This window comes from Burkholderia sp. MSh2, assembly GCF_000731655.1.
Lineage (GTDB): Bacteria > Pseudomonadota > Gammaproteobacteria > Burkholderiales > Burkholderiaceae > Burkholderia > Burkholderia paludis.
In genome coordinates this window covers 59448-80138 of the sequence record NZ_JPGM01000012.1, presented here as the reverse complement: position 1 = coordinate 80138, position 20691 = coordinate 59448, and the positions used below count along the sequence as shown (strand labels likewise).

At 69.7% G+C, this 20691-nt stretch carries 25 protein-coding genes; 22 read left to right on the top strand and 3 right to left on the bottom strand.

Features of this window, described 5'->3' with window-relative positions; genetic code table 11:
• Positions 1 to 19 precede the first annotated feature (19 nt).
• The 12 genes from GQ57_RS09290 to GQ57_RS09235 all read left to right on the top strand — a co-directional run bounded on the left by GQ57_RS09290 (position 20) and on the right by GQ57_RS09235 (position 10542).
• Positions 20 to 430, top strand: coding sequence for an ExbD/TolR family protein (locus GQ57_RS09290; protein ID WP_011354695.1), 411 nt, complete (start codon positions 20 to 22; stop codon positions 428 to 430).
• A gap of 4 nt (positions 431 to 434) precedes the next feature.
• Positions 435 to 1133 (top strand): TonB C-terminal domain-containing protein, encoded by a 699-nt coding sequence (locus tag GQ57_RS09285; RefSeq protein WP_031399125.1) that lies wholly within the window; start codon positions 435 to 437, stop codon positions 1131 to 1133.
• A gap of 92 nt (positions 1134 to 1225) precedes the next feature.
• Entirely contained in the window at positions 1226 to 3037 is a 1812-nt protein-coding gene (locus GQ57_RS09280) for a putative porin (protein WP_031399124.1), read from the top strand.
• 12 nt (positions 3038 to 3049) lie between these two features.
• Entirely contained in the window at positions 3050 to 3733 is a 684-nt protein-coding gene (locus tag GQ57_RS09275) for a hypothetical protein (RefSeq protein WP_031399123.1), read from the top strand.
• A gap of 59 nt (positions 3734 to 3792) precedes the next feature.
• Entirely contained in the window at positions 3793 to 4371 is a 579-nt protein-coding gene (locus tag GQ57_RS09270; protein WP_031399122.1) for a YbjN domain-containing protein, read from the top strand.
• 212 nt (positions 4372 to 4583) lie between these two features.
• Positions 4584 to 5474 (top strand): peptidylprolyl isomerase, encoded by an 891-nt coding sequence (locus GQ57_RS09265; protein ID WP_031399120.1) that lies wholly within the window; start codon positions 4584 to 4586, stop codon positions 5472 to 5474.
• 8 nt (positions 5475 to 5482) lie between these two features.
• A complete protein-coding gene (locus GQ57_RS09260) occupies positions 5483 to 6346 on the top strand; it encodes a hypothetical protein (protein ID WP_034197698.1) in 864 nt (287 codons plus the stop codon).
• 46 nt (positions 6347 to 6392) lie between these two features.
• Positions 6393 to 6770 carry a hypothetical protein gene (locus GQ57_RS09255; RefSeq protein ID WP_031399118.1) on the top strand — a complete coding sequence of 126 codons (378 nt, stop codon included), beginning with the start codon at positions 6393 to 6395 and terminating at the stop codon, positions 6768 to 6770.
• A gap of 65 nt (positions 6771 to 6835) precedes the next feature.
• Complete coding sequence (locus tag GQ57_RS09250) at positions 6836 to 8269, top strand: Do family serine endopeptidase (RefSeq protein ID WP_034197740.1); 1434 nt, start codon at positions 6836 to 6838, stop codon at positions 8267 to 8269.
• A 60-nt stretch (positions 8270 to 8329) separates the two neighbouring features.
• Positions 8330 to 8809 (top strand): hypothetical protein, encoded by a 480-nt coding sequence (locus tag GQ57_RS09245; RefSeq protein ID WP_034197697.1) that lies wholly within the window; start codon positions 8330 to 8332, stop codon positions 8807 to 8809.
• Between the two features lie 99 nt (positions 8810 to 8908).
• Positions 8909 to 9388 (top strand): type 6 secretion system effector deamidase TecA, encoded by a 480-nt coding sequence (tecA, locus tag GQ57_RS09240; RefSeq protein WP_031399115.1) that lies wholly within the window; start codon positions 8909 to 8911, stop codon positions 9386 to 9388.
• 260 nt (positions 9389 to 9648) lie between these two features.
• Positions 9649 to 10542: an IclR family transcriptional regulator gene (locus tag GQ57_RS09235; protein ID WP_031399114.1), complete on the top strand. Its 894-nt coding sequence runs from the start codon at positions 9649 to 9651 to the stop codon at positions 10540 to 10542.
• 35 nt (positions 10543 to 10577) lie between these two features.
• Here GQ57_RS09235 and GQ57_RS09230 read toward each other — a convergent pair whose 3' ends face one another.
• From GQ57_RS09230 to GQ57_RS41485, 3 genes are all read right to left on the bottom strand, one after another.
• A complete protein-coding gene (locus GQ57_RS09230; protein ID WP_031399113.1) occupies positions 10578 to 10880 on the bottom strand; it encodes a DUF1330 domain-containing protein in 303 nt (100 codons plus the stop codon).
• A 146-nt stretch (positions 10881 to 11026) separates the two neighbouring features.
• On the bottom strand, positions 11027 to 12106 hold the full coding sequence (locus GQ57_RS09225) for a porin (protein WP_031399112.1): 1080 nt from the start codon (positions 12104 to 12106) through the stop codon (positions 11027 to 11029).
• Positions 12107 to 12266: 160 nt separating this feature from the next.
• Complete coding sequence (locus tag GQ57_RS41485; RefSeq protein WP_152603225.1) at positions 12267 to 12482, bottom strand: hypothetical protein; 216 nt, start codon at positions 12480 to 12482, stop codon at positions 12267 to 12269.
• A gap of 67 nt (positions 12483 to 12549) precedes the next feature.
• Here GQ57_RS41485 and GQ57_RS09220 point away from each other — a divergent pair, with 67 nt between their 5' ends.
• The 10 genes from GQ57_RS09220 to GQ57_RS09175 are packed head-to-tail and all read left to right on the top strand — an operon-like array spanning position 12550 to position 20659.
• Positions 12550 to 12867: a non-heme iron oxygenase ferredoxin subunit gene (locus GQ57_RS09220; RefSeq protein ID WP_027789384.1), complete on the top strand. Its 318-nt coding sequence runs from the start codon at positions 12550 to 12552 to the stop codon at positions 12865 to 12867.
• Between the two features lies 1 nt (position 12868).
• Positions 12869 to 13180, top strand: a complete 312-nt coding sequence (locus GQ57_RS09215; RefSeq protein WP_031399111.1) for a recombinase-like helix-turn-helix domain-containing protein — start codon at positions 12869 to 12871, stop codon at positions 13178 to 13180.
• A 57-nt stretch (positions 13181 to 13237) separates the two neighbouring features.
• Entirely contained in the window at positions 13238 to 14311 is a 1074-nt protein-coding gene (locus tag GQ57_RS09210; RefSeq protein ID WP_031399110.1) for an aromatic ring-hydroxylating dioxygenase subunit alpha, read from the top strand.
• The gene (locus tag GQ57_RS09205; RefSeq protein ID WP_031399109.1) at positions 14304 to 15074 is read left to right on the top strand and encodes an SDR family oxidoreductase; all 771 of its coding nucleotides are present in this window, start codon (positions 14304 to 14306) and stop codon (positions 15072 to 15074) included. The genes GQ57_RS09210 and GQ57_RS09205 overlap by 8 nt, the downstream gene beginning before the upstream one ends.
• Positions 15075 to 15103: 29 nt before the next feature.
• Entirely contained in the window at positions 15104 to 15631 is a 528-nt protein-coding gene (locus tag GQ57_RS09200; RefSeq protein ID WP_031399108.1) for a cupin domain-containing protein, read from the top strand.
• A gap of 18 nt (positions 15632 to 15649) precedes the next feature.
• Positions 15650 to 16546, top strand: coding sequence for an alpha/beta fold hydrolase (locus tag GQ57_RS09195; protein ID WP_034197696.1), 897 nt, complete (start codon positions 15650 to 15652; stop codon positions 16544 to 16546).
• Positions 16543 to 17397, top strand: a complete 855-nt coding sequence (locus GQ57_RS09190) for an IclR family transcriptional regulator (protein WP_031399106.1) — start codon at positions 16543 to 16545, stop codon at positions 17395 to 17397. Before GQ57_RS09195 ends, GQ57_RS09190 begins: the two co-directional genes overlap by 4 nt.
• Positions 17394 to 18191, top strand: a complete 798-nt coding sequence (locus GQ57_RS09185; RefSeq protein ID WP_034197695.1) for an SDR family oxidoreductase — start codon at positions 17394 to 17396, stop codon at positions 18189 to 18191. Before GQ57_RS09190 ends, GQ57_RS09185 begins: the two co-directional genes overlap by 4 nt.
• Complete coding sequence (locus GQ57_RS09180; RefSeq protein ID WP_031399104.1) at positions 18184 to 19851, top strand: thiamine pyrophosphate-binding protein; 1668 nt, start codon at positions 18184 to 18186, stop codon at positions 19849 to 19851. Before GQ57_RS09185 ends, GQ57_RS09180 begins: the two co-directional genes overlap by 8 nt.
• A complete protein-coding gene (locus tag GQ57_RS09175; RefSeq protein WP_034197694.1) occupies positions 19844 to 20659 on the top strand; it encodes an aspartate dehydrogenase in 816 nt (271 codons plus the stop codon). The genes GQ57_RS09180 and GQ57_RS09175 overlap by 8 nt, the downstream gene beginning before the upstream one ends.
• Positions 20660 to 20691: the final 32 nt, after the last annotated feature.

Genomic DNA, 20691 nt, shown 5'->3' with positions numbered 1-20691 from the left:
CCGCACGCAGGAGACCACCATGCAGGTTCAGGACGACGACAAGCCGTACGACGACATCAACATCACGCCGATGCTCGACCTCGCGTACGTGCTGCTGATCATCTTCATCATCATGACGACCGCGTCGGTGCAGGGCATCAAGGTCGATCTGCCGAAGGCGAGCTCGTCCGCGAGTCTCGCGAAACCGAAGACGAAGGCGATCACGGTCGCCGATTCGGGGCAGGTGTTCCTCGACGCATACCCGGTGACGATGGACGAGCTCGAGAGCCGGCTGCGCACCGAGAAGGCGACCAGCCCGGAGTTCCCGATCGTGCTGAAGGGCGACGCGGGAGTGCAGTACCAGAAGGTGATGGACGTGCTCGACCTGCTGCGCCGGCTCGACCTGTCGCAGGTCGGCCTCGTGACCGGCAAGGCGAAGCAGGGCGGCTGACGTGATGGAAATGACCTATAACGGCGGCCCACCGGACAAGGGCCCCGGCCGCTACGTGAAGCCGGTCGCGATCGCGCTGGTGCTCGCGGGGCTGGCCGCGCTGATCTGGCATTACGCGGGCGACACGGCCGGCGTGAAGCGCGTGAGCGCGCCGCAGGTGACGACGGTGATCCCGCTGCCGCCGCCGCCTCCGCCGCCGAAACAGAAGCCGCCGCCCGAGAAGATCAAGGAAGAGGTCAAGACGCCGGTCGACCGGCCGACGATCGCGCCGAAGCCGTCCGAGGCGCCGAAGCCGTCGGACAACCAGCCGAAGCAGATGACGATGAATGCCGACGCACAGGCCGGCAGCGACAACTTCGGCATCGGCGCGGGCGACGGCTCGGGGCAACTGGGCAGCGGCGGGGGCGGCAAGTTCGGCAATGCGAGCTATGCGCAATACATGGTGTACGTGCTGCAGCGCGCGATCGAGCAGGACAGGGGCGTGCAGGAAGCCGGCGGCGCGCGTTTCGCGGGCAGCCTGAACCTGTGGATGGATGCGGCGGGGCGGATCACGAAGGTGACGGTCGCGCAGTCCACCGGCGACGCGAAGATCGACGCGGCCGTCGTCGCGGCGGTCGAGGCGCTCGGCAAGGTCGACGAGGTGCCGCCGCCCGCGACCGCGTATCCGGTGCTCGTGAAGCTCCAGGGGCGCAAGCCGGCATGACGATGCGCGCGCGAAACGACGAAAGAATCATGGGGTGGCGCCGTCGCACGGATGCCGCCGGAAAAGAAACGAAAATTGTTCGGAGTGCTTCGATGATTGGGAAGATGAACGGACGGGGTGGGGTACCCCGCAACGGCGCGCCGCCCGCGCGCCTGTCGCGCGCAGGCGCGGCGGTGCTGATGTTCGGGTTGACGTGCGCGTCCGCCGCGCACGGGCAGTCGCTCGAGGCGCAGGCGGCATCGGGGAAGGCCGCGCCGACCGAGAGCGTGGTGATCAACCTGATCAACCTGCTGGTGAAGCGCGGCGTGCTCACGCAGCAGAACGCGAACGAGCTGATCGCCGAAGCGCGCAGCGAGGCCGTGCAGGCGAAGTCGGCGCGCGCAGCGGGCGCGCCGGTCGTGGCGGGCGGCATGGTCAACCCGCCGACGCAGCCGGGCGACGTGGCGGTGCCGTACGTGCCGCAGCTCGTGCGCGACCAGATCCGCGACCAGGTAAAGCAGGAGGTGATCGCGCAGGCGAAGGCCGAGAACTGGGCGCAGCCGAACACGTTCCCCGACTGGGTGTCGCGCATCAAGCTCGACGGCGACCTGCGCGTGCGCGACGAGTATCACTTCTACGGCAGCGGCAACACGAACGGCGTGACGAATTTCGCGGCGATCAATCAGGCCGGCGGCTTCGACATCAACCAGAACACCAACAACACGCAGATTCCCACGCAGAACACGCGGGAGAACCGCAACAACCTGCTGCGCTACCGCGCGCGGCTCGGCGTGACGGCGACGCTGTCCGACGACATGATCGCCGGCATCCAGCTCGCGAGCGGCAACGACAACGGGCCCGTGTCGACCACGGCGACCGCCGGCGGCGGCTTCGCGAAGAAGAACATCTGGCTGAACAAGGCGTTCTTCGCATACAAGCCGACGTCGTGGCTGAACCTGACGGCCGGCCGTTTCGACAACCCGTTCTTCAAGTCCGACCTGGTGTTCTCCGACGACCTGATGATGGACGGGATCGCCGCGAACCTGCGCCATGCGCTGCCGTGGAATCCCGATGTCACGCTGTTCGGCACGCTCGGCGTGTTCCCGATCCAGTACACGAGCGAGAACTTCCCGTCGAACAGCACCGAGAAGGCCGGCAGCGACACGAAGTGGATGTTCGGCGCGCAGTTCGGCGCGGACTGGAAGATCGACGCGAAGAACCGGCTGCGCGGCGCGGTCGCGTACTACGACTTCCAGAACATGCGCGGCACGCTGTCGTCGCCGTGCGCGCTGTATCTCGGCGCGACGAGCTGCAGCACCGACAACGAGGCGCCCGCGTTCATGCAGGGCGGCAACACGCTGATCGCGCTGCGCAACATCGTGCAGAACCCGAACCTCGCGCCGGGGATGACGCCGCAGCCGCAGCTGTTCGGCCTGGCCTACAACTACCGGCTGCTCGACCTGAAGGCGCAGTGGGACACGGTGGTGGCCGATCGCTTCAAGCTGCGCCTCGACGGCGAATACGTGCGCAACCTCGCGTACAACGACAACAAGGCGTTCGCGGCGGCGTCGCTGCCGGTCAACAACTACGACACGACGTCGCTGAACGCGTCGCGCGCCGACTACCGCAGCGGCCCGAACGGCTTCCTCGCGAAGGCGACGTTCGGCGAGCCGGAGCCGCGCGAGAAGGGGCAGTGGAACTTCTCGATCGCGTACAAGTACCTGCAGCCGGACGCCGTGCTCGACGCGTTCAACGATCCCGACTTCCATCTCGGCGGCACCAATGCGCGTGGCTACGTGCTCGGCGCCGCGTATGCGGTTGCGCGCGACACGTGGGTGTCCGCCCGCTACCTGAGCTCGAAGGAAGTGTACGGGCCGCCGGTCTCGATCGACGTGCTGCAGATCGAGCTCAACGCTCGCTTCTGACCGGAGCCGCGCATGAATACGATCACTCGCACGATGCTGGCGGCCGCCTTCGGCGGCACGCTGCTGCTGGCGGCCGGCGGCGCGCACGCACAGGGCATCGAGGACAAGCTGCGCAGCCAGTTGCGCTCGACCGTGCAGGAGCTGCGCCAGTTGCAGGACAGCCAGGCGCAGTTGCAGAGCGACAAGGCGGCAGCCGAGAAGCAGCGCGACGACGCGCTTGCGCAACTGAAGGCGCTGCAGGGGCAGCTTGCGTCCGCGCGCGGCGATTCGGGCGCCGAGGCGGCCGCGAAGCGTGCGCTCGCGCAGGAGCGGGCCGGCCGCGAGCAGGACGGGAAGTCGCTGGCGAAATACAAATCCTCCTACGAGGATCTGCTCGCCGTGTCGCGCGCCCGCGATGCGCAGCACGCGCAACTGCAGAAGGATGCCGCTGCGCGCGACACACAGCTGAAAACCTGCCAGGCAGGGAATGCCGAGCTGTATCGCGTGGGGCACGAGATTCTCGACGCGTACGAGCATGTCGGGCTCGGCACGCTGTTGTCGTCGCGGCAGCCGTTCGCGCAGTCGGCGCGCGTGAAGTACGACGATATCGCGCAACGCTACGGCGATGCGCTGTATGCAGGCAAATACGACCCGGCCGCGCGGCCCGTTGCCGCCACGCCGGTGCCGGCGTCGGCCGCGTCGGCGGGCGCGCCGTGAGCGCGCGGCGCGCAGCCGGGAATGCACCGAACCATTCTTTGAATACGGAGAAGACAGACATGCAGGACAAGCAACCGAACGCCGGCGACGAACGCGCGGCATCCGACGCGCCGATCGAGGCGATCAGCGCCGACCGTCTCGCCGACGTGCTGCGCCGCGCGGGCTACCGCGTGACGGCGGCCGAGCAGAACGGCGCGGTGCAGTTGATGAGCGCAAGCCAGGGCATCGGCTTCGCGGTGCGCTTCGGCAACCCGGCCGTCGCGCTCGCGCCGCAGGGCGCCGATGCGCAGCCTGCCGCGCTGCCGTACATCGACTACACGCTGTCGTGCGTGCTGCAGGTGCAGGGCGACCTGCCGGCCGAGCTCGTCGCGGACTGGAACCGGACCAAGCGCTTCGCGCGGCTCGCGAGCCACGGGGCGTTTCTCGCGCTGGAGATGGACGTGGTCGTCGCGGGCGGCGTGTCGGAGCGTTACCTGCGCTCGACGATCGAGCTGTGGGATCGCCTGATCCAGGAATTCCTGCTGCACCTGCGCAACCGTCCCGCGATGGCCGAGCGGGAAGCGGCGACGCGTGCGGCGGCCGACGAGCGGCCGACCGAATCGGCCGCCGGGGCGGCCACGGTGGCGGCCGCGCAGTGACGCTCGCGGCGGGCCAGGGCGCGGATCGCAGGCCGCACGATCGGCGCCGCGCGGCCGGTTGCCGGGCCGCGCGCGCCGCGCTCGTCGGCCGGCCGGCCGGGGGCGCCGCCGCCGGGCGGGATGACGCAGCCGCGAGTGCTGCGCGTGATGCCGACGGACGCGCGCCGACGCAGCGTCCGCATTTCGAGAGTAATCCGGAGGGCAGTCGAACGATGATGACGAAGATGAAGTGGCTGGCAGCGGTGGCGGGCAGTCTTGCGCTGGGCGTGCCGCCGGTGGCGCACGCCGGGGACGACGTGATCGCGAACGCCGCGCAGGCGTCGGTCACGCAGGCCGATATCGCGGGGTTGTTGAAGACGGTGAGTCCGGAGGGACGCGAGCGTCTTGCGGCCGATCCCGCGACGCTGGACCAGATCGTGCGTTCGACGCTCGCGCAGAAGGCCGTGCTGGCCGAAGCGAAAGCGAAGGGCTGGGACCGTCAGGCGCAGGTGCAGGCGGCCGTCGAGCAGGCGCAGCGCGACATCGTCGTGCGCAGCTATCTCGCGTCGGTCAGCGCGCCGCCGGCCGATTACCCGTCGGACGCGGAGCTGCAGTCCGCGTACGACCGGAACCGCGCCGCGTTCAACGCGCCGCGTGCGCTGCATGTCGCGCAGATCTACATCGCGGTGCCGCCGAACGCGGATGCCGCGACGCTCGACAAGGCGCGCAAGCAGGCGGCCGAGCTTGCGAGCCGCGCGCGCGGCGGCGATTTCGCGGCGCTGGCGAAGGCGAATTCGCAGGACCAGGCGAGTGCGGCGAACGGCGGCGATCTCGGCTTCGTGCCCGATCAGCTGATGGTGCCGGCGGTCCGGCAGGCGGCCGACGCGCTGAAGCCCGGCCAGGTGTCCGCGCCGATCCAGACGCCGGCCGGCTTTCACGTCGTGAAGCTGATCGACGTACGCGCGGCCGCGCCGCGCCCGTTCGCCGACGTGAAGGCGCAATTGCGCGAGATGCTGCGCGCGCAGCGCACGCAGCAGAATGCGCAGGCGTATCTCGCGAAGCTGGCCGCGAACGCGCCGATCAACGAAGACGCGCTGAAGAAAGCGCTGGCATCCGCCCGGTAGGCGCGCGCATGGCAACCGTCCGTTCGACGCCGCGCGTCGAGGCCCCCGACGCGCGTACCCCCGGGCGCCGCCGCCCGGCCGCGGCCGCCGACCGCCCACGCATGCCGAAGGCCAACCCGTGGCCGGGCCGGCCCGGCGAGTGGCCCACGCATTGTCCGCTGTGCTTCGGCGCGCTGGAGCCGTTGCCCGGCGCCGGCGGCTATGCACGGCACCGGAGTGCGCGGTGTTCCGCGCAATGCGTGCTCACGACGCGCCAGTACCAGCCGGAGGAGCTGACGATTCGCGGCTCGCGCGACGTGCAGGTCGCCGCCGATCATCGCGAACGCTTCGTCGCGCAGTGGGCGCGCCATTACGCGCTGATGCGGCGCGCGTGGCCCGCGCTCACGATCGCGCGCTTCGTCGCGGTGATCGACTGCGTCGACGTCGCGGATCTCTGGTCGTACCGGATGCTGCGCGACGACGATCTGGCGGCCGTGCTGCTGGTGCTGGCCGGCTTCCTGCGCGTGCCGGAGGCGTCGGGCGCCGTCGAGCCGGGCGCCGCCGCACCGGGTTCCGGCGATGCGCCGGGCAGCGACGCGCATGCGCCCACCGCGCGCTGGGTGCGGTTCTGGTTCGACGCGAGCGTACGCGACGTCGGCGATCTGTGGACGGCCGGCAGCGAGGCGCCGCCGCTGTTTCGCGTCGACTACCGCGAACCGCTCGTCACGCCGTATCCGACCGGCGCACAGGTGCATGCGTGGCAGCCGGTCGACGGCATGCGCGACGCATGGACGCGGCACGCCGATGCGCAGGGGCCAGCCGTCGGCGCAGCCGATCGCGCGGCATTCGCGCGATTTCTGGCGCGCGCGTCGGCGCGGGGCGCGAACCCGTGATGCCGGCGGCGCGAGTGCAATGGAGCCCTTTCCGAAGGAGGCGCGCATGAAGATGCGACGAAGCGTCGTCGCGACGGTCGTCTGCCTGCTGCCGGCCGCCGCCGCGCACGCGCAGGGCGGCCACGCGGCGGGGAGTGCGGCGAGTGCGGCCGCGTCGGCGGCGGCCGCGAAGCCGGTGTGCGTCGATGCGGAAGTCGACGGCCGGCGCGCACTGTCGTACGACTGCCTGAGCCAGCAACTGAAACCGAAGGCCGATCCGCAGGCGGGCGCATCGCAAACGGATTCGGAGCGGTTGTCGAAGCAGCCGTCGAACCGTCTCGGCACGTTCAACCTGTCGACCGAGCGGAACCGTTTCGGTTCGAACTGGGGGCGGTCGGTCACGCCGCAACGGCCCGATGCGCCGGTCGCGGTGCCGCCGAAGTGATGCACGCGGCCAACCGTGCGGCGCGGGTGGCGATGCACCGGCGCGCACCGACGAGGAACCTCGACATGAAAGCGGGCCGGCACACAGGCCGGGCGGCGCGGCCGCGGGCGATCGCGGGCGTGCTCGCGTGGGTACTCGCATGCGCGTGCGTCGACGCCTGCGCAATCACGCCGGTCGCCGAACGGCCCGCGCGGGCGGCCGCTGCGCCGCCGCCCGTCGCGCTGCCGAACTTCGCCGAGCTGGTCCGGCGCGTCGGCCCGGCCGTCGTCAACATCAGCGTCACGCGCGAAGTCACGCAGATGGGCATCCAGCTGCCGCCCGGCATCGCGCCCGATCATCCGCTCGCGCCGTTTCTCGCGCGGCGCGTGATCGGCAACCGCGAGGAGGTGAGCCTCGGTTCCGGCTTCATCGTCAGCGCCGACGGCGTGATCCTGACCAACCGGCACGTGGTCGGCGATGCGGTCGCGATCGACGTGAAGCTGACCGACAAGCGGCAGTTCACGGGTCGCGTGATCGGCAGCGATCCCGTGTCCGACGTCGCGGTGATCCGTATCGACGCGCACCATCTGCCGGTCGTCGCGACCGGCGATCCGGCGCGCACCGAGGTCGGCGACTGGGTGATGGCGATCGGTTCGCCGTACGGGTTCGCGAACACGGTCACGCAGGGCATCGTCAGCGCGAAAGCGCGTTCGTTGCCCGGCGAGCGTGCGATCCCGTTTCTCCAGACCGACGTGCCGATCAACCCCGGCAATTCGGGCGGCCCGCTGTTCGACCTCGACGGCCGCGTGATCGCGATCAACTCGATGATCTTCTCGAAGACGGGCGGCTATCAGGGGCTCGCGTTCGCGATCCCGATCGACATCGCGCTCGACGTGAAGGACCAGTTGCTGCGCACCGGCAAGGTCACGCGCGGCCGGCTCGGTGTGGCCCTGCAGGAGGTGAGCCAGGCGCTCGCGCGTTCGTTCGGCCTCGCGAGCCCGGACGGCGCGCTGATCACGGTGGTCGAGCCGGACGGCCCGGCCGCGCGCGCCGGCCTGCAGCCCGGCGACGTCGTGCTCGCGCTCGACGGCAGGCCGGTGGCCGAATCGGCGGACCTGCTCGGCATGGTCGCGGGCATGCGGGCCCGGCGGCAAGCCGATCTGCTCGTGTGGCGCGCCGGCCGCGCGATGCACGTGAGCGCGACGATCGACACGTTCGACAGCGGTACGGGTGCGGCCGGCGGCGAGCCGGGGCCCGCGCGCTTCGGGCTCGCGCTGCGCGCGGCCACGGAGCAGGAGCGGCAGCGGCTCGGCGTCGGCCAGGCGCTGGTGGTCGAGCAGGCGAGCGGTCTGGCCGCCCGCGCGGGGCTGCAGCCCGGCGATGTCGTGCTGTCGGTCAACGGTACGCCGGTCGCGAGCGTCGCCGCGCTGATGACCGAGATCGACGCCGCGCGCGGCAATGTCGCGCTGCTCGTCCAGCGCGGCGCCGCGCGGCTGTATGTACCGATCGGGCTCGGTTGACGGCCGGTCGACCGGCCGGGCGGCGCAGGGCAACGGCGAACCATCGAAACGGGAGGCGGGATGAAGCGAATGCAGGCGTGGTGGGCATCGAAATGGGGGCGGGCGCTCGCCGTCGCGTCTGCGCTGGGTGTGGGCGCCGCGCCGGCCGCCGCGCAGACGGCCGACGTGCCGCAGGCGTGGCTGCGCTACGGGCAGCTCGCCGGGCAGCAGTTCCAGGCGTGGCTCGAAGCCGACGGCGACGCGGCCGACCGTCTGCACCGTTACTTCGAGACGCGCGTGCTGAACGCGAGCGCGGACGCGCCGCTGCCCGCGATCGTCGTGAGCGCGTGGATCGGCGCGAACGGCGCCGTCACGCGTGTCGAGTTCGCGTCGCTGGGCGATACCGACGCGGACGCGACGCTGCGGCAACTGCTCACGGCCGGCCCGCTGGCGGAGCCGCCGCCGCCCGACATGCGCCAGCCGTTGCGCGTGCGGCTGAGGCTGGCGCCGAATCCCGACGCGGCCGCCGACGCGCCCGCGGCGGCGGCGCGCATGCCGTGACGCGCACGATCAGGCCGAGGGTGGCGGATATCGTAATAAGATAAGACGTTATCGCGTCGGCGGGACCATGACGCCTTTCTTCTTCAACAGGAGCCACCCATGCAACTGACCCCGTTGGGCGGGCACGTCGCCCAGTCCGGTTTCACCGAACGGCAGAAACACGGCCAGGCGCTGATGTTCGGCATGGCCGACATCAACGAGTATGTTTCCGGCGGCGTCTGCTACGACGCCGCGGCCTATGTCCGCTATCTGCTGCGCAGCGATGCGATCATCGCGCCCGGTGCGCTGCTCGACACGATCGGCCAGCACTGGCGGGCCCGGTTCAACTTCGAGACCGGCGGGCAATGGGACGGGCGCGCGAGCATTCCGGCCGGCACGGCGGTCGGCTTTTCGCGAGGCGGCACGGTGTTCCATGCCGCGATCGCGGTCGGCGGCAGCCGGATCCGCGCCGTGAACGGCGGGCGCCTGGGCAGCGGATGGATGTATGCGGTCGATCTGGCGCGCGTGCTCGAACCCGATACGGCCGGCGGCTTTACGTACGACCGCGCGAACGTCCGGGTTCACCTGTCGCGCCTGTAGCCCGCCGTCGGGCGGCCGATTCGGCGGCGCATGCCGTGCCGGCCGCCATCCCCCGGCTGCTCGCCGCGTACGCGGCCGGGCGGACGTCCTGCCGGCGTCCGGCGATGTCCGCATGGCGTCGCGCCGTCCATCGCTGCTATCCTCTCGACCGTGAATGACTCTTCATGGCGTCGTGGATGCGCGTGCCGGCACGGCACGACCGGCTGTCCGCGACGATCCGCGACCTGTTTCGTGACTGATTTCCTACCGTCCATGTCCACATGGTCAAGACAACGATGAGCGACGCACCCGAACCCGCGGCGCCCGGCGACGACGAATCGTCCGGCGGCGCTTCGTCCTATCTGGTGCCGGGGCTCGAACGCGGGCTGCGGATCCTCGCCGAATTCTCGGCGCGCGAGCCCGTGCTCGGCGCGCCCGAGTTGTCGAAGCGCATCGGCATTCCGCGCACGACCACGTTCCGCCTGCTGCAGACGCTCGAGGCGCTCGGCTTCCTCGAGCGCGTGAACGGCGACCGCCATTTCCGGCTCGGCGTCGGCGTGCTGCGGCTCGGCTTCGAATACCTGAATTCGCTCGAACTGACCGACCTCGGCGGGCCCGTGCTCGAACGGCTGCGCGACGCGACCGGCCTGTCGACGCATCTGTTGATCCGCGACCAGCGCGACGTCGTGTTCGTCGCGAAGGCGCAGAGCAACGCGTCGATGTTCGGTTCGGTGAAGGTGCACGTCGGCACGCGCCTGCCCGCGCACGCGACCGTGCATGGCCACGTGCTGATGGGCGACCTGACCCGCGATGCGTTGCGCCAGCTGTATCCGGAAAAGCGGCTCGAGCAGTTCACCGAACGCACGCCGGGCACCGTCGACGAGCTGTACGAGCGCGTGCGCCATTACGCGCGGCTCGGCTACGCGGTCAGCGAGGCCGCGTTCGAGAGCGGCATTTCGGCCGTGACGGCGCCGGTGCGCGATCATTCGGGCTCGATCGTCGCGGCGATCACCGCGACGGTGCCGCGCTCCGAGATCGGCGAGGCGGGCGAAAAGGAGCGGCTCGTCGAAGCCGTGTGCGGCGCGGCGGTCGACCTGTCGCAGCGGCTGAACTATCGTCCGCTCGAAAGCGATCCGACGTTCGCGCACGCGCGCCACAAGGTCGCGATGTTCTGACGGCGTAGGCGTCTCGGCCCGGCCCGCCGCCGGGCTTACGCGCGCGGCGCGGGCAGGCCGTGCACGAGCAGCGCGAGCGTGTCGGCGCCCGCGTGGCGATCCTCGGAAATCTCCCGGTAGTCCGGCGACTCGACGAACCGGCGCGCCGCCGCCTCGTCGGGAAACGACATCAACACCACCTTGTCGCGGTCCCATGCGCCCTCGAGGGCGACCGGCGCATCGTCGGCAGCGAGCAGGCGCCCGTCGAACCGGCGGAATACCTCCATGAAGCGCGCCTGATACCGGTCGTATGCGTCGCGGTGCGTGAAGCGAAGTTGCGCCAGCAAATAGACTGCCACGGTCGTCTCCGTCGGTCGGGATGCCCTGATGCTACCCGTTGCCGGCCCGCCGCGCGCGGCGGCCGCGCCATCGCGGCGCGCCGGCGAAAAAAAAGCGGCCGCGCGGGCCGCTCCTGCCGGGTCGGGCGCCTGCCGCCCGGCGCCGCTCAGAACGAGTGGTGAATCCCGGTGAGCACGACCACCTGGTTCGCGGTGCTCGATACGCCGGCCGTGAAGAACGCGGCCTGCGCGCCGCCCGAGCCATGCTCGTACAGCACGTTCGCATACAGCTGCGTGCTCTTCGACAGCGCATAGATGTCGCCGAGTTCGACCTGCGTCCAGCGCCGGCCGGCCAGCGTCGTGGTCGCCGCCCCGCCCGCGATCGTGTTGAACGCGCTGCTCTGGTAGTTCACGCCCGCGTCATAGCTCTGGAACGTGTCCGAGAAGCCGTTCGACTGCATCTTCGTGCGCGTGTAGAGGCCGTGCACGAGGAAGTCGCCGAGCTGGTAGGACGCGCCCGCGCCGATGTTCTCCACCTTGTTCGCGGTGTAGCCGTTCGCGGTGTTCTGCCCCTGGAACGTCGTGATGCCGGTCGTGCTGATCAGGATCGAGCGGTCGTGCTCGTTCGAGTAGACGGCCGACGCCTTGAACGGCCCGTTCGCATAGTTCAGCGCGACGCCGACCGACTTGCCGGTCGAGAAGTTGGTCGTGTTGCCGAGCGCCATCGTCGTCGCGGCCGTGAAGCCCGCGAAGGTCGGCGAGCGGTACTTGACCGAGTTGTTGTACGGCACGTTGCCGGTCGCGGCGAGCCCGTCGATGTTGCCGGGGTGGAACGCGTACCAGCTCATCGCGAGGTAGGCCGTGCTGAGCGGATCGAGATAGTCGAACGACAGCGGCGTCTGGCGGCCGAGCGTCAGCGTGCCGTAGCGCTCCGAGCTGAGGCCGACGTACGCCGCGCGGTTCCAGAGCGTGTTCGCGGTCGCGAGCTGGCCGTTGTTCGTATAGAAGCCGTTTTCGAGCTGGAAGATGGCCGACACGCCGTCGCCGAGATCTTCCTTGCCCTTCAGGCCCCACCGATCGGGCTGCGTGTTGCCCTGGATCATCGCCCACTTCGCCTGGCCGCCGACGTTGTTCACGTACGCGACGCCGGCATCCAGGCTGCCGTACAGCGTGACGCTGCTCTGCGCCCACGCGCCCGACACGGCGCCCAATCCGATGACTGCTGCTGCTACCGCTTGCTTGACCATTTGATCTCCTGAATCTCCAACCTGATGAAAACGTGCCGTGGCGGCGCGAGCGGGAACGGCCGGCCGTCGCGCGGGATTGCCATGGATGGGCATTCGTATGTTCCATACAAGGAACAGTGTGCCTCTGATGGAATGGAGTATAGGGGCGTCGGCCGCCGGATCAAAAATAAATTTTTCGGGACGGACCGGCTTCAGGCGGCTGCGCGGCGACGCTGCGCCACACCCGGGAAAAGGCGGTAAATCCCTGCTGTAAAACAAAAAAATACTTCCGGCAAGGCGTCAGAAAGCGATCGGCGACCGGGCGGTCGGTGTTTTCCCTAGGACATGCAGCTTTTTGTTTTACTCGTGGAAAGTCGCTCCTATAATCACCATCCATAAACTGCTGTTCCGGGTATGGAACAAATCGGAGACAACCGAGCGTCGCTCAGAAGGAAGGGTGTGAGATGTCTGAACAATGGATTTGCGCCGGGCATGCCGGCGCGCTGTCGGAGGACACGCCGATCGAGTTCAAGCGGACCGACGGCGTCGAAATCGGGATTTACCGCGTCGGCGACGACGTGTATGCGCTCGAGAACGTATGCCCGCATGCGTATGCGCTGCTGACGCAGGGCTTCGTCGACGAGGGCACCGTCGAATGCCCGCTGCACGAGGCCGTGTTCGACATCAGGACGGGCGAATGCCTGAAGGGGCCGGGCGGGCGCGCGCTGAAGCAGTACGCGGTGCGCCTCGCCGGCGAGGAAATCCAGATCAAGGTGGAATGACATGAAAGAAGCGACCGTCAACTTCAATCCCTTCCTGAAGCCGTGGGTGGCGCCGCAGCCGAACAACGTCGCGGGCAAGGGGCAGATCGAGATCCCCGGCCAGGCCGGGAACCAGGTCTGGCAGAACCGCAAGGCCGCGCCGACCCAGTACGAGAACGACCTCGGCGATGCGCTGGAGCGCGTGTTCGAAGCCGGCGCGGTCGAGCTGGACGAGGTCGTCGCGGGCCTGAACCGCATCGGCTTCCGCGCGCCGGACGGCTCGCCGTGGACCGCCGAGCGCTTCCGCGCCGAGCTGGCCGCGCTCGCGGAATGAGCGCGCCGAGCGCGTGAGACCCGACGATCCGACGACAACCGAATCCGGAGCACACTGATGACGTCCCCCGTACAACACAACACGACACAACCCGACCCGGTCCGCGACTATCTCGACCGCGGCATCAAGAACTACTGGCATCCCGTCGCGCCGAGCTGGCAGGTGTCGAACGCGCCTGTCGGCCTCACGCGCCTGTCCGAGCAGATCGTGCTGTGGCGCGATCACGACGGCAAGGTCCACGCGCTGGAGGATCGCTGCCCGCACCGCGGCGCGCGCCTGTCGCTCGGCTGGAACCTCGGCGGCAACATCGCCTGCTGGTACCACGGCATCGAGGTCGACGGCGGCGGCACGGTCAGCCGCGTGCCGGCCGTGTCGAACTGTCCGCTTGAAGGCACGACGTGCGTGAAGTCGTATCCGGTCGAGGAGCGTGCCGGCGCGATCTTCCTGTGGTTCGGCGACGACGCGCATCGCGAGCCGGCGCCGCTGAACCTGCCCGAGGAACTGGTCGACGACGAGTACGCGCACTTCCTGTGCGTGTCGAACTGGACGTGCAATTACCAGTACGCGATCGACAACGTGATGGACCCGATGCACGGCGCCTACCTGCACGCGACGTCGCACTCGATGGCCGAAGGCGACAAGCAGGCCGACATGCGCGTGCGCAAGACGGACACGGGCCTGATGTTCGAGAAGATCGGCCAGCGCGACGTGAACTTCGACTGGGTGGAGCTCGGCGAAACCGGCTGCCTGTGGATGCGTCTCGCGATTCCGTACAAGCAGAAGTTCGGCCCCGGCGGCAACTTCGGGATCATCGGCTTCGCGACGCCGGTCGACGGCGACCACTGCCAGGTCTACTTCTGGCGCACGCGCAAGGTCGGCGGCTGGCAGCGCGACGTGTGGCGCTTCATGTACCGCAACCGTCTCGAGGGCCTGCACTGGGACGTGCTCGAGCAGGACCGCTACGTCCTCGAAAGCCTCGCGCCGCAAGCGCGCGATCACGAATACCTGTATCAGCACGACGTCGGCATCACGCGCGTGCGCCGGATGCTGCGCCAGCGCGCGCAGGAACATCTTTCCGCGCTCGACGCGCATCGCGCGGCGCAGGCCGCGGCGGAGCCGGCAAATGGCTGAGCACGCACCGGTCGTGTCGCTCGCGGGGCGCCGGGTGCTCGTCACCGGCGGCGCGCGCGGGCTCGGCGCGGCGTTCGTGAAGGCGCTGGTCGCGGCGGGCGCGCAGGTCGCGTTCGGCGACGTGCTCGCCGACGAGGGCCGCGCGCTGGCCGCGCAGCTCACGCAGGCCGGCCACGCCGCATTTTTCTTCACGCTCGACCTGGCCGATCCGGCGAGCGTCGACGCGTTCGTCGCGCAGGGCGCGGCGGCGCTCGGCGGCATCGACGCGCTGATCAACAACGCGGCGATCACGAACTCGGGCGGCAAGTTGTCGACGGAGCTCGACGTGTCGACCTGGGACGCCGTGATGAACGTGAACGTGCGCGGCGTGTGGCTCGTCAGCAATGCAGCGCTGCCGCACCTCGCGCAGTCGGGCCGCGGCGCGATCGTGAACCTCGCGTCCGACACCGCGTTGTGGGGCGCGCCGAAGCTGCTCGCGTACGTCGCGAGCAAGGGTGCGGTGATCGCGATGACGCATGCGCAGGCGCGCGAGTTCGGCGCGCACGGCGTGACGGTCAACGCGATCGCGCCCGGGCTGACCGAAGTCGAGGCGACGGCCTACGTGCCGGCCGAACGCCATGCGTTCTACATGCAGGGCCGCGCGCTGACGCGCGCGCAGGTGCCCGACGACGTGACGGGCCCCGTGCTGTTCCTGTTGTCGGACGGCGCGCGCTTCGTGACGGGCCAGTTGCTGCCGGTGAACGGCGGCTTCGTAATGAATTGATGTTTTTACCCTTGATGAAGGAGAGGACGATGGCGGACGCCGATCTCGAACGCAAGTCGTGGGACCAGCCCGAAGACGCAAGCTTCGGCGACTGGATGGAAGGACGCGTGGCGCGCTACGCAACGCGGCGCTACGACTGGGACGCGCTGAAGTTCCAGGCCGACTACGACCCGAAGTACCGTCGCGCGCAGATGCGCTATGTCGGCACGGGCGGCACGGGCGTCGCGAAGGACGTCAACACGGTGCCGGCCGGCAACTTCACGTTCTCGACGATGGTCATTCCGGCCGGCAACATCGGCCCGAGCCACATCCACATCGACGTCGAGGAAATCTTCTTCGTGCTGCGCGGCAAGATGAAGGTGATCTGCGAGCGCGACGGCGAGACGTGGGAAGCGATCCTCGGCGAGCGCGACCTGATCTCGGTGCCGCCGGGTGTGTATCGCACGGAAATCAACATCGGCGAGGAAGACGCGCTGATGTGCGTGATGCTCGGTTCGTCGAAGCCGATCACGCCGACGTATCCGCCCGATTCGCCGCTCGCGAAGATCAAGCGTTGAGACGGAGCGGGCAAAGCAATGCGTGTCATCGACAAACGTGATCAGGGCCGTCCGTCGGCATTCGCCGCGCTGCTCGGGCAGTTTCCCGAGCAGCGTTGCGCGGCCGGCGCGGCCGGCACGATCGGCTATCGCGAAGCCGGCGCGCAGCATGCGGGCCGTACGCTGCCCGTCGTGCTGCTGCACGGCATCGGCTCGGGTGCCGCGTCGTGGGTGCGCCAGCTCGACGCGCTCGGCGCGTCGCGCCGCGTGCTCGCCTGGGATGCGCCCGGCTACGGCGTGTCGACGCCCGTGTCCGGCGCGTCGCCGGTCGCCGCCGATTACGCGGCGTCGCTGAACGCGTGGCTCGAGGCGCTCGGCATCGAACGCTACGTGCTGGTCGGCCATTCGCTCGGCGCGATCGTGGCCGGCGGGCTGGCCCGCGCGCTGCCCGGGCGGATCGCCGGCCTGCTGCTGATCTCGCCCGCGGGCGGCTACGGCAGCGCGCCCGCCGACACGCGCGAATCGCGCCGCGACGCGCGGCTCGCGATGCTCGCGGAACTCGGCCCTGCCGGGCTCGCCAGGCAGCGCAGCGGCAACATGCTGTCCGGTTTCGCGAGCGAGGACGCGCGCGCCTGGGTGCGCTGGAACATGGCGCGCATCGTGCCGCACGGCTATGCGCAGGCCACGCACCTGCTTGCGAACGCCGATCTCGCGGCCGATCTCGCCGGTTTTCGCGGCCGCACGGCCGTGGCCGTCGGCGCGAACGACGCGATTACGCCGCCGGCCGCATGCGAGCGGATCGCCGCGGCCGCGCAGGTCGGGCTGCAGGTGATTCCGCAGGTCGGTCACGCCGGCTACGTGGAAGCGCCGGAGGCCTATTCCGCGCTGATCGAAACCTTCTGCCGTCAGTGCGACCTGCAACGGGGGCGCGCATGAGCGAACCGCTGCAACAAGCGCCCGACAACGGCAAGGCCGACGCCGGCTACGTGGTGCCCGGCCTCGAACGCGGGCTGCGGATTCTCGCGGAGTTCTCGCCGCGCGAGCCGGTGCTCGGCGCCCCCGAGCTGTCGAAGCGGCTCGGCATTCCGCGCACGACGGTGTTCCGTCTGCTGCAGACGCTCGAATCGCTCGGCTTCCTCGAGCGCGCCGACAAGGACCGCAATTACAAGCTGGGCATTGCCGTGCTGCGGCTCGGCTTCGAATACCTGAGCTCGCTCGAGCTGACCGATCTCGGCCTGCCCGTGATCGAGAGCCTGCGCGACGCGACGGGCTTCACGACGCACATCGTGATCCGCGACGGCCGCGACGTGGTGTTCGTCGCGAAGGCGCAGAGCCAGTCGCCGGTGTTCAGTTCGATCCGCGTGAACGTCGGCACGCGCCTGCCCGCGCATGCGACGACGCACGGCCACGTGCTGATGGGCGACCTGTCGCTGCAGGAGCTGCACGTGCTGTACCCGGAAGGCACGCTGAACCGGATGACGAGCGCGACGCCGGAGACGGTCGACGCGCTGTACGAAGTGATCCGCGAGGATGCGCTGCGCGGTTACGGCGTCAGCAACTCGTCGTTCGAGCGCGGCATCTCGGTGGTCACCGCGCCGGTGCGCAACGAGACGCAGCGGATCGTCGCGTGCATCACGGTGACGGTGCCGCGCCCGGAGATCGACGCGGCGCTGATCTCGGACGGGCTGATCGACAAGGTGCAGCGCGCGGCGGCGGAACTGTCGCGGCGGCTCAATTACCGCTCGGATGACGAGCATACGTTTCTGAAGGCTTTAGGACTCCGATGATTGAGATCGATCTGACCGGGCAGGTGGCGGTGGTGACGGGCGGTTCGTCCGGCATCGGCCTCGCGACCGCCGAACGCTTCCTGCAGGCCGGCGCGTCGGTCGCGATTTGCGGCCGCGACAGCGACCGTCTCGCGCGCGCCGAGGCCGGGCTTCGCGCGAAACATCCGGACGCGCAACTGCTCGCCGCGCGCTGCAACGTGCTCGACGAAGCCGACGTGAGCGCGTTCGCGCAAGCGGTCGCCACCCGCTTCGGCCGCGCCGACATGCTGGTCAACAACGCCGGCCAGGGCCGCGTGTCGACCTTCGCCGACACGACCGACGACGCATGGCGCGAAGAACTCGAGCTGAAGTACTTCAGCATCATCCGCCCGACGCGCGCGTTCCTGCCGCTGCTGCGCGACGCGCACGCGCCGACGGTCACCTGCGTGAATTCGCTGCTCGCGCTGCAGCCCGAGCCGCACATGGTCGCGACGTCGTCCGCGCGCGCCGGCGTGCTGAGCCTCGTGAAGTCGCTCGCGGCCGAACTCGCGCCGCAGCGCATCCGGGTGAACTCGATCCTGATCGGCATCGTCGAGTCGGGCCAGTGGCGCCGCCGTCACGAGGCGCAGGCGCAGCCCGGCGAAAGCTGGGAAGACTGGACGGGCGCGCTCGCCCGCAAGAAGAACATTCCGCTGAATCGCTTCGGCAAGCCCGACGAGGCCGCCTGGGCGCTTTTTTATCTCGCAACGCATCTGTCGTCCTACACGACGGGCAGCCATATCGACGTTTCTGGAGGCTTTGCACGCCATGTCTAAAAAAACCACGGTTGGCGAGCTGATTGCCGCCTTTCTCGAGCAGTGCGGCGTGAAAACCGCATTCGGTGTCATCTCGATCCACAACATGCCGATCCTCGACGCGATCAATTCGCGCGGCAACATCCGGTATGTCGGCGCGCGCGGCGAGGCGGGCGCCCTGAACATGGCCGACGGCCTGGCCCGCGTGTCGGGCGGCCTCGGCGTCGCGTTCACGAGCACGGGCACCGCCGCCGGCAACGCGGCCGGCGCGATGGTCGAGGCGCTGACGGCCGGCACCGCGCTGCTGCACATCACCGGGCAGATCGAGACGCCGTATCTCGACCAGGATCTCGCGTACATCCACGAAGCGCCCGACCAGCTGTCGATGTTGGACGCGATTTCGAAGGCCGCGTTCCGCGTGCGCACGGTCGAGACCGTGCTGCCGACGATCCGCGAAGCCGTGCGCATCGCGCAGACCGCGCCGACGGGCCCCGTATCGGTCGAGATTCCGATCGACATCCAGGCCGCCGAAATCGAATGGCCGGAAGACCTCGCGCCGGCGCACGTCGCGGTGCGCGAGCACGACGCCGCCCGCGTGGCGAAGCTCGCCGACGCACTCGCCGCGAAGCGCCGCCCGCTGCTGTGGCTCGGCGGCGGCGCCCGCCACGCCCGCGCGGAAGTCGAACGGCTCGTGAAGCTCGGCTTCGGCGTCGTGACGAGCGTGCAGGGCCGCGGCGTGCTGCCCGAGGATCATCCGGCGACGCTCGGCGCATTCAACGTGCACGCGTCCGTCGAAGCGTTCTACAAGACCTGCGACGCGCTCGTCGTCGTCGGCTCGCGCCTGCGCGGCAACGAAACGCTGAAGTACAAGCTCGCGCTGCCGCAGCCGCTGTTCCGTGTCGACGCCGACGCGCTGGCCGACAACCGCGGCTATCGCAACGAGCTGTTCGTGCACGGCGATTCGAAGCGCGTGCTGGCCGAGCTGGCCGACCGCCTCGAAGGCCGCCTGGCGGTCGACCCGCAATTCGCGGCCGATCTCGCGGCGGCGCGCGAGCAGGCGTCGGCCGACGTGGCGAAGGGCCTCGGGCCGTACAAGACGCTCGTCGACACGCTGCAGGGCGCGATCGGCCGCGACTACAACTGGGTGCGCGACGTGACGATCTCGAACAGCACCTGGGGCAACCGGCTGCTGAAGATCTTCGAGCCGCGCTCGGGCGTGCATGCGCTCGGCGGCGGCATCGGCCAGGGCATCCAGATGGGCATCGGCGCGGCGCTGGCGGACGCGGCGGCAAAGACCGTCTGCCTCGTCGGCGACGGCGGCCTGATGGTCAACGTCGGCGAACTCGTGACGGCCGTTCAGGAAAACGCGAACGTGATGATCGTGCTGATGAACGACCAGTGCTACGGCGTGATCCGCAACATCCAGGACGCGCACTACGGCGGCCGCCGCTGCTTCGTGCAGTTGCACCAGCCCGATTTCGCGCAGTTCTGCGCGAGCTTCGGCCTCACGCATTACCGGATCACGTCACTCGATCAGGCCGAGGCGATCGTGCGCGAGGGGATGGCGAAGGAAGGGCCGGTGATGGTCGAGGTCGACATGCTGTCGGTCGGCTCGTTCGCGTCGGCGTTCGCGGGCCCGCCGGTGAAGAAGGAAGCGCCGACGGAGCGCCAGTATGCGTAACGCGCACGCTCCCGTCGATGTCGCGATGATCGGCTTCGGCGCGATCGGCGCGGCCGTGTACCACGGGGTCGAGCACGACGCGTCGCTGCGCGTCGCGCACGTGATCGTGCCGGAGCACCAGCGCGCGGCCGTGCAGGGCGTGCTCGGCGCGGCGGTGGAAGTCGTGTCGTCGGTCGACGCACTGGCTTGCCGCCCCGCGTTCGCGCTCGAATGCGCGGGCCACAGCGCGCTCGTCGATCACGTCGTGCCGCTGCTGAAGGCCGGCACCGATTGCGCGGTCGCGTCGATCGGCGCGCTGTCCGATCTCGCGCTGCTCGACGTGCTGTCGCAGGCGGCCGACGAAGGCGACGCGACCGTGACGCTGCTGTCCGGCGCGATCGGCGGCATCGATGCGCTGGCTTCCGCGAAGCAGGGCGGCCTCGACGAAGTGCTGTACGTCGGCCGCAAGCCGCCGCTCGGCTGGCTCGGCACGCCGGCCGAGGCGCTGTGCGACCTGGGCGCGATGCGCGAGGAAAAGGTGATCTTCGAGGGCACCGCGCGCGACGCCGCGCGCCTGTATCCGAAGAACGCGAACGTCGCGGCGACGGTGGCGCTCGCGGGCCTGGGCCTCGACGCGACGCACGTGCGCCTGATCGCCGATCCGGCCGTGACGCGCAACGTGCACCGCATCGTCGCGCGCGGCGCGTTCGGCGAAATGTCGCTGGAAATGAGCGGCAAGCCGCTGCCCGACAACCCGAAGACGTCCGCGCTGACGGCGTACAGCGCGATCCGCGCGCTGCGCAACCGTGCGGCCCGCTGCGTGATCTGACCGGGCCATTGAAGGTCCGCCCGCGCCACGGC

Coding starts and splice junctions, on each gene's coding strand:
- GQ57_RS09290 (WP_011354695.1), top strand. CDS start 20: ATGCAGGTTCAGGACGACGACAAGCCGTACGACGACATCAACATCACG.
- GQ57_RS09285 (WP_031399125.1), top strand. CDS start 435: ATGGAAATGACCTATAACGGCGGCCCACCGGACAAGGGCCCCGGCCGC.
- GQ57_RS09280 (WP_031399124.1), top strand. CDS start 1,226: ATGATTGGGAAGATGAACGGACGGGGTGGGGTACCCCGCAACGGCGCG.
- GQ57_RS09275 (WP_031399123.1), top strand. CDS start 3,050: ATGAATACGATCACTCGCACGATGCTGGCGGCCGCCTTCGGCGGCACG.
- GQ57_RS09270 (WP_031399122.1), top strand. CDS start 3,793: ATGCAGGACAAGCAACCGAACGCCGGCGACGAACGCGCGGCATCCGAC.
- GQ57_RS09265 (WP_031399120.1), top strand. CDS start 4,584: ATGATGACGAAGATGAAGTGGCTGGCAGCGGTGGCGGGCAGTCTTGCG.
- GQ57_RS09260 (WP_034197698.1), top strand. CDS start 5,483: ATGGCAACCGTCCGTTCGACGCCGCGCGTCGAGGCCCCCGACGCGCGT.
- GQ57_RS09255 (WP_031399118.1), top strand. CDS start 6,393: ATGAAGATGCGACGAAGCGTCGTCGCGACGGTCGTCTGCCTGCTGCCG.
- GQ57_RS09250 (WP_034197740.1), top strand. CDS start 6,836: ATGAAAGCGGGCCGGCACACAGGCCGGGCGGCGCGGCCGCGGGCGATC.
- GQ57_RS09245 (WP_034197697.1), top strand. CDS start 8,330: ATGAAGCGAATGCAGGCGTGGTGGGCATCGAAATGGGGGCGGGCGCTC.
- tecA (WP_031399115.1), top strand. CDS start 8,909: ATGCAACTGACCCCGTTGGGCGGGCACGTCGCCCAGTCCGGTTTCACC.
- GQ57_RS09235 (WP_031399114.1), top strand. CDS start 9,649: ATGGTCAAGACAACGATGAGCGACGCACCCGAACCCGCGGCGCCCGGC.
- GQ57_RS09225 (WP_031399112.1), bottom strand. CDS start 12,106: ATGGTCAAGCAAGCGGTAGCAGCAGCAGTCATCGGATTGGGCGCCGTG.
- GQ57_RS41485 (WP_152603225.1), bottom strand. CDS start 12,482: ATGGATGGTGATTATAGGAGCGACTTTCCACGAGTAAAACAAAAAGCT.
- GQ57_RS09220 (WP_027789384.1), top strand. CDS start 12,550: ATGTCTGAACAATGGATTTGCGCCGGGCATGCCGGCGCGCTGTCGGAG.
- GQ57_RS09215 (WP_031399111.1), top strand. CDS start 12,869: ATGAAAGAAGCGACCGTCAACTTCAATCCCTTCCTGAAGCCGTGGGTG.
- GQ57_RS09210 (WP_031399110.1), top strand. CDS start 13,238: ATGACGTCCCCCGTACAACACAACACGACACAACCCGACCCGGTCCGC.
- GQ57_RS09205 (WP_031399109.1), top strand. CDS start 14,304: ATGGCTGAGCACGCACCGGTCGTGTCGCTCGCGGGGCGCCGGGTGCTC.
- GQ57_RS09200 (WP_031399108.1), top strand. CDS start 15,104: ATGGCGGACGCCGATCTCGAACGCAAGTCGTGGGACCAGCCCGAAGAC.
- GQ57_RS09195 (WP_034197696.1), top strand. CDS start 15,650: ATGCGTGTCATCGACAAACGTGATCAGGGCCGTCCGTCGGCATTCGCC.
- GQ57_RS09190 (WP_031399106.1), top strand. CDS start 16,543: ATGAGCGAACCGCTGCAACAAGCGCCCGACAACGGCAAGGCCGACGCC.
- GQ57_RS09185 (WP_034197695.1), top strand. CDS start 17,394: ATGATTGAGATCGATCTGACCGGGCAGGTGGCGGTGGTGACGGGCGGT.
- GQ57_RS09180 (WP_031399104.1), top strand. CDS start 18,184: ATGTCTAAAAAAACCACGGTTGGCGAGCTGATTGCCGCCTTTCTCGAG.
- GQ57_RS09175 (WP_034197694.1), top strand. CDS start 19,844: ATGCGTAACGCGCACGCTCCCGTCGATGTCGCGATGATCGGCTTCGGC.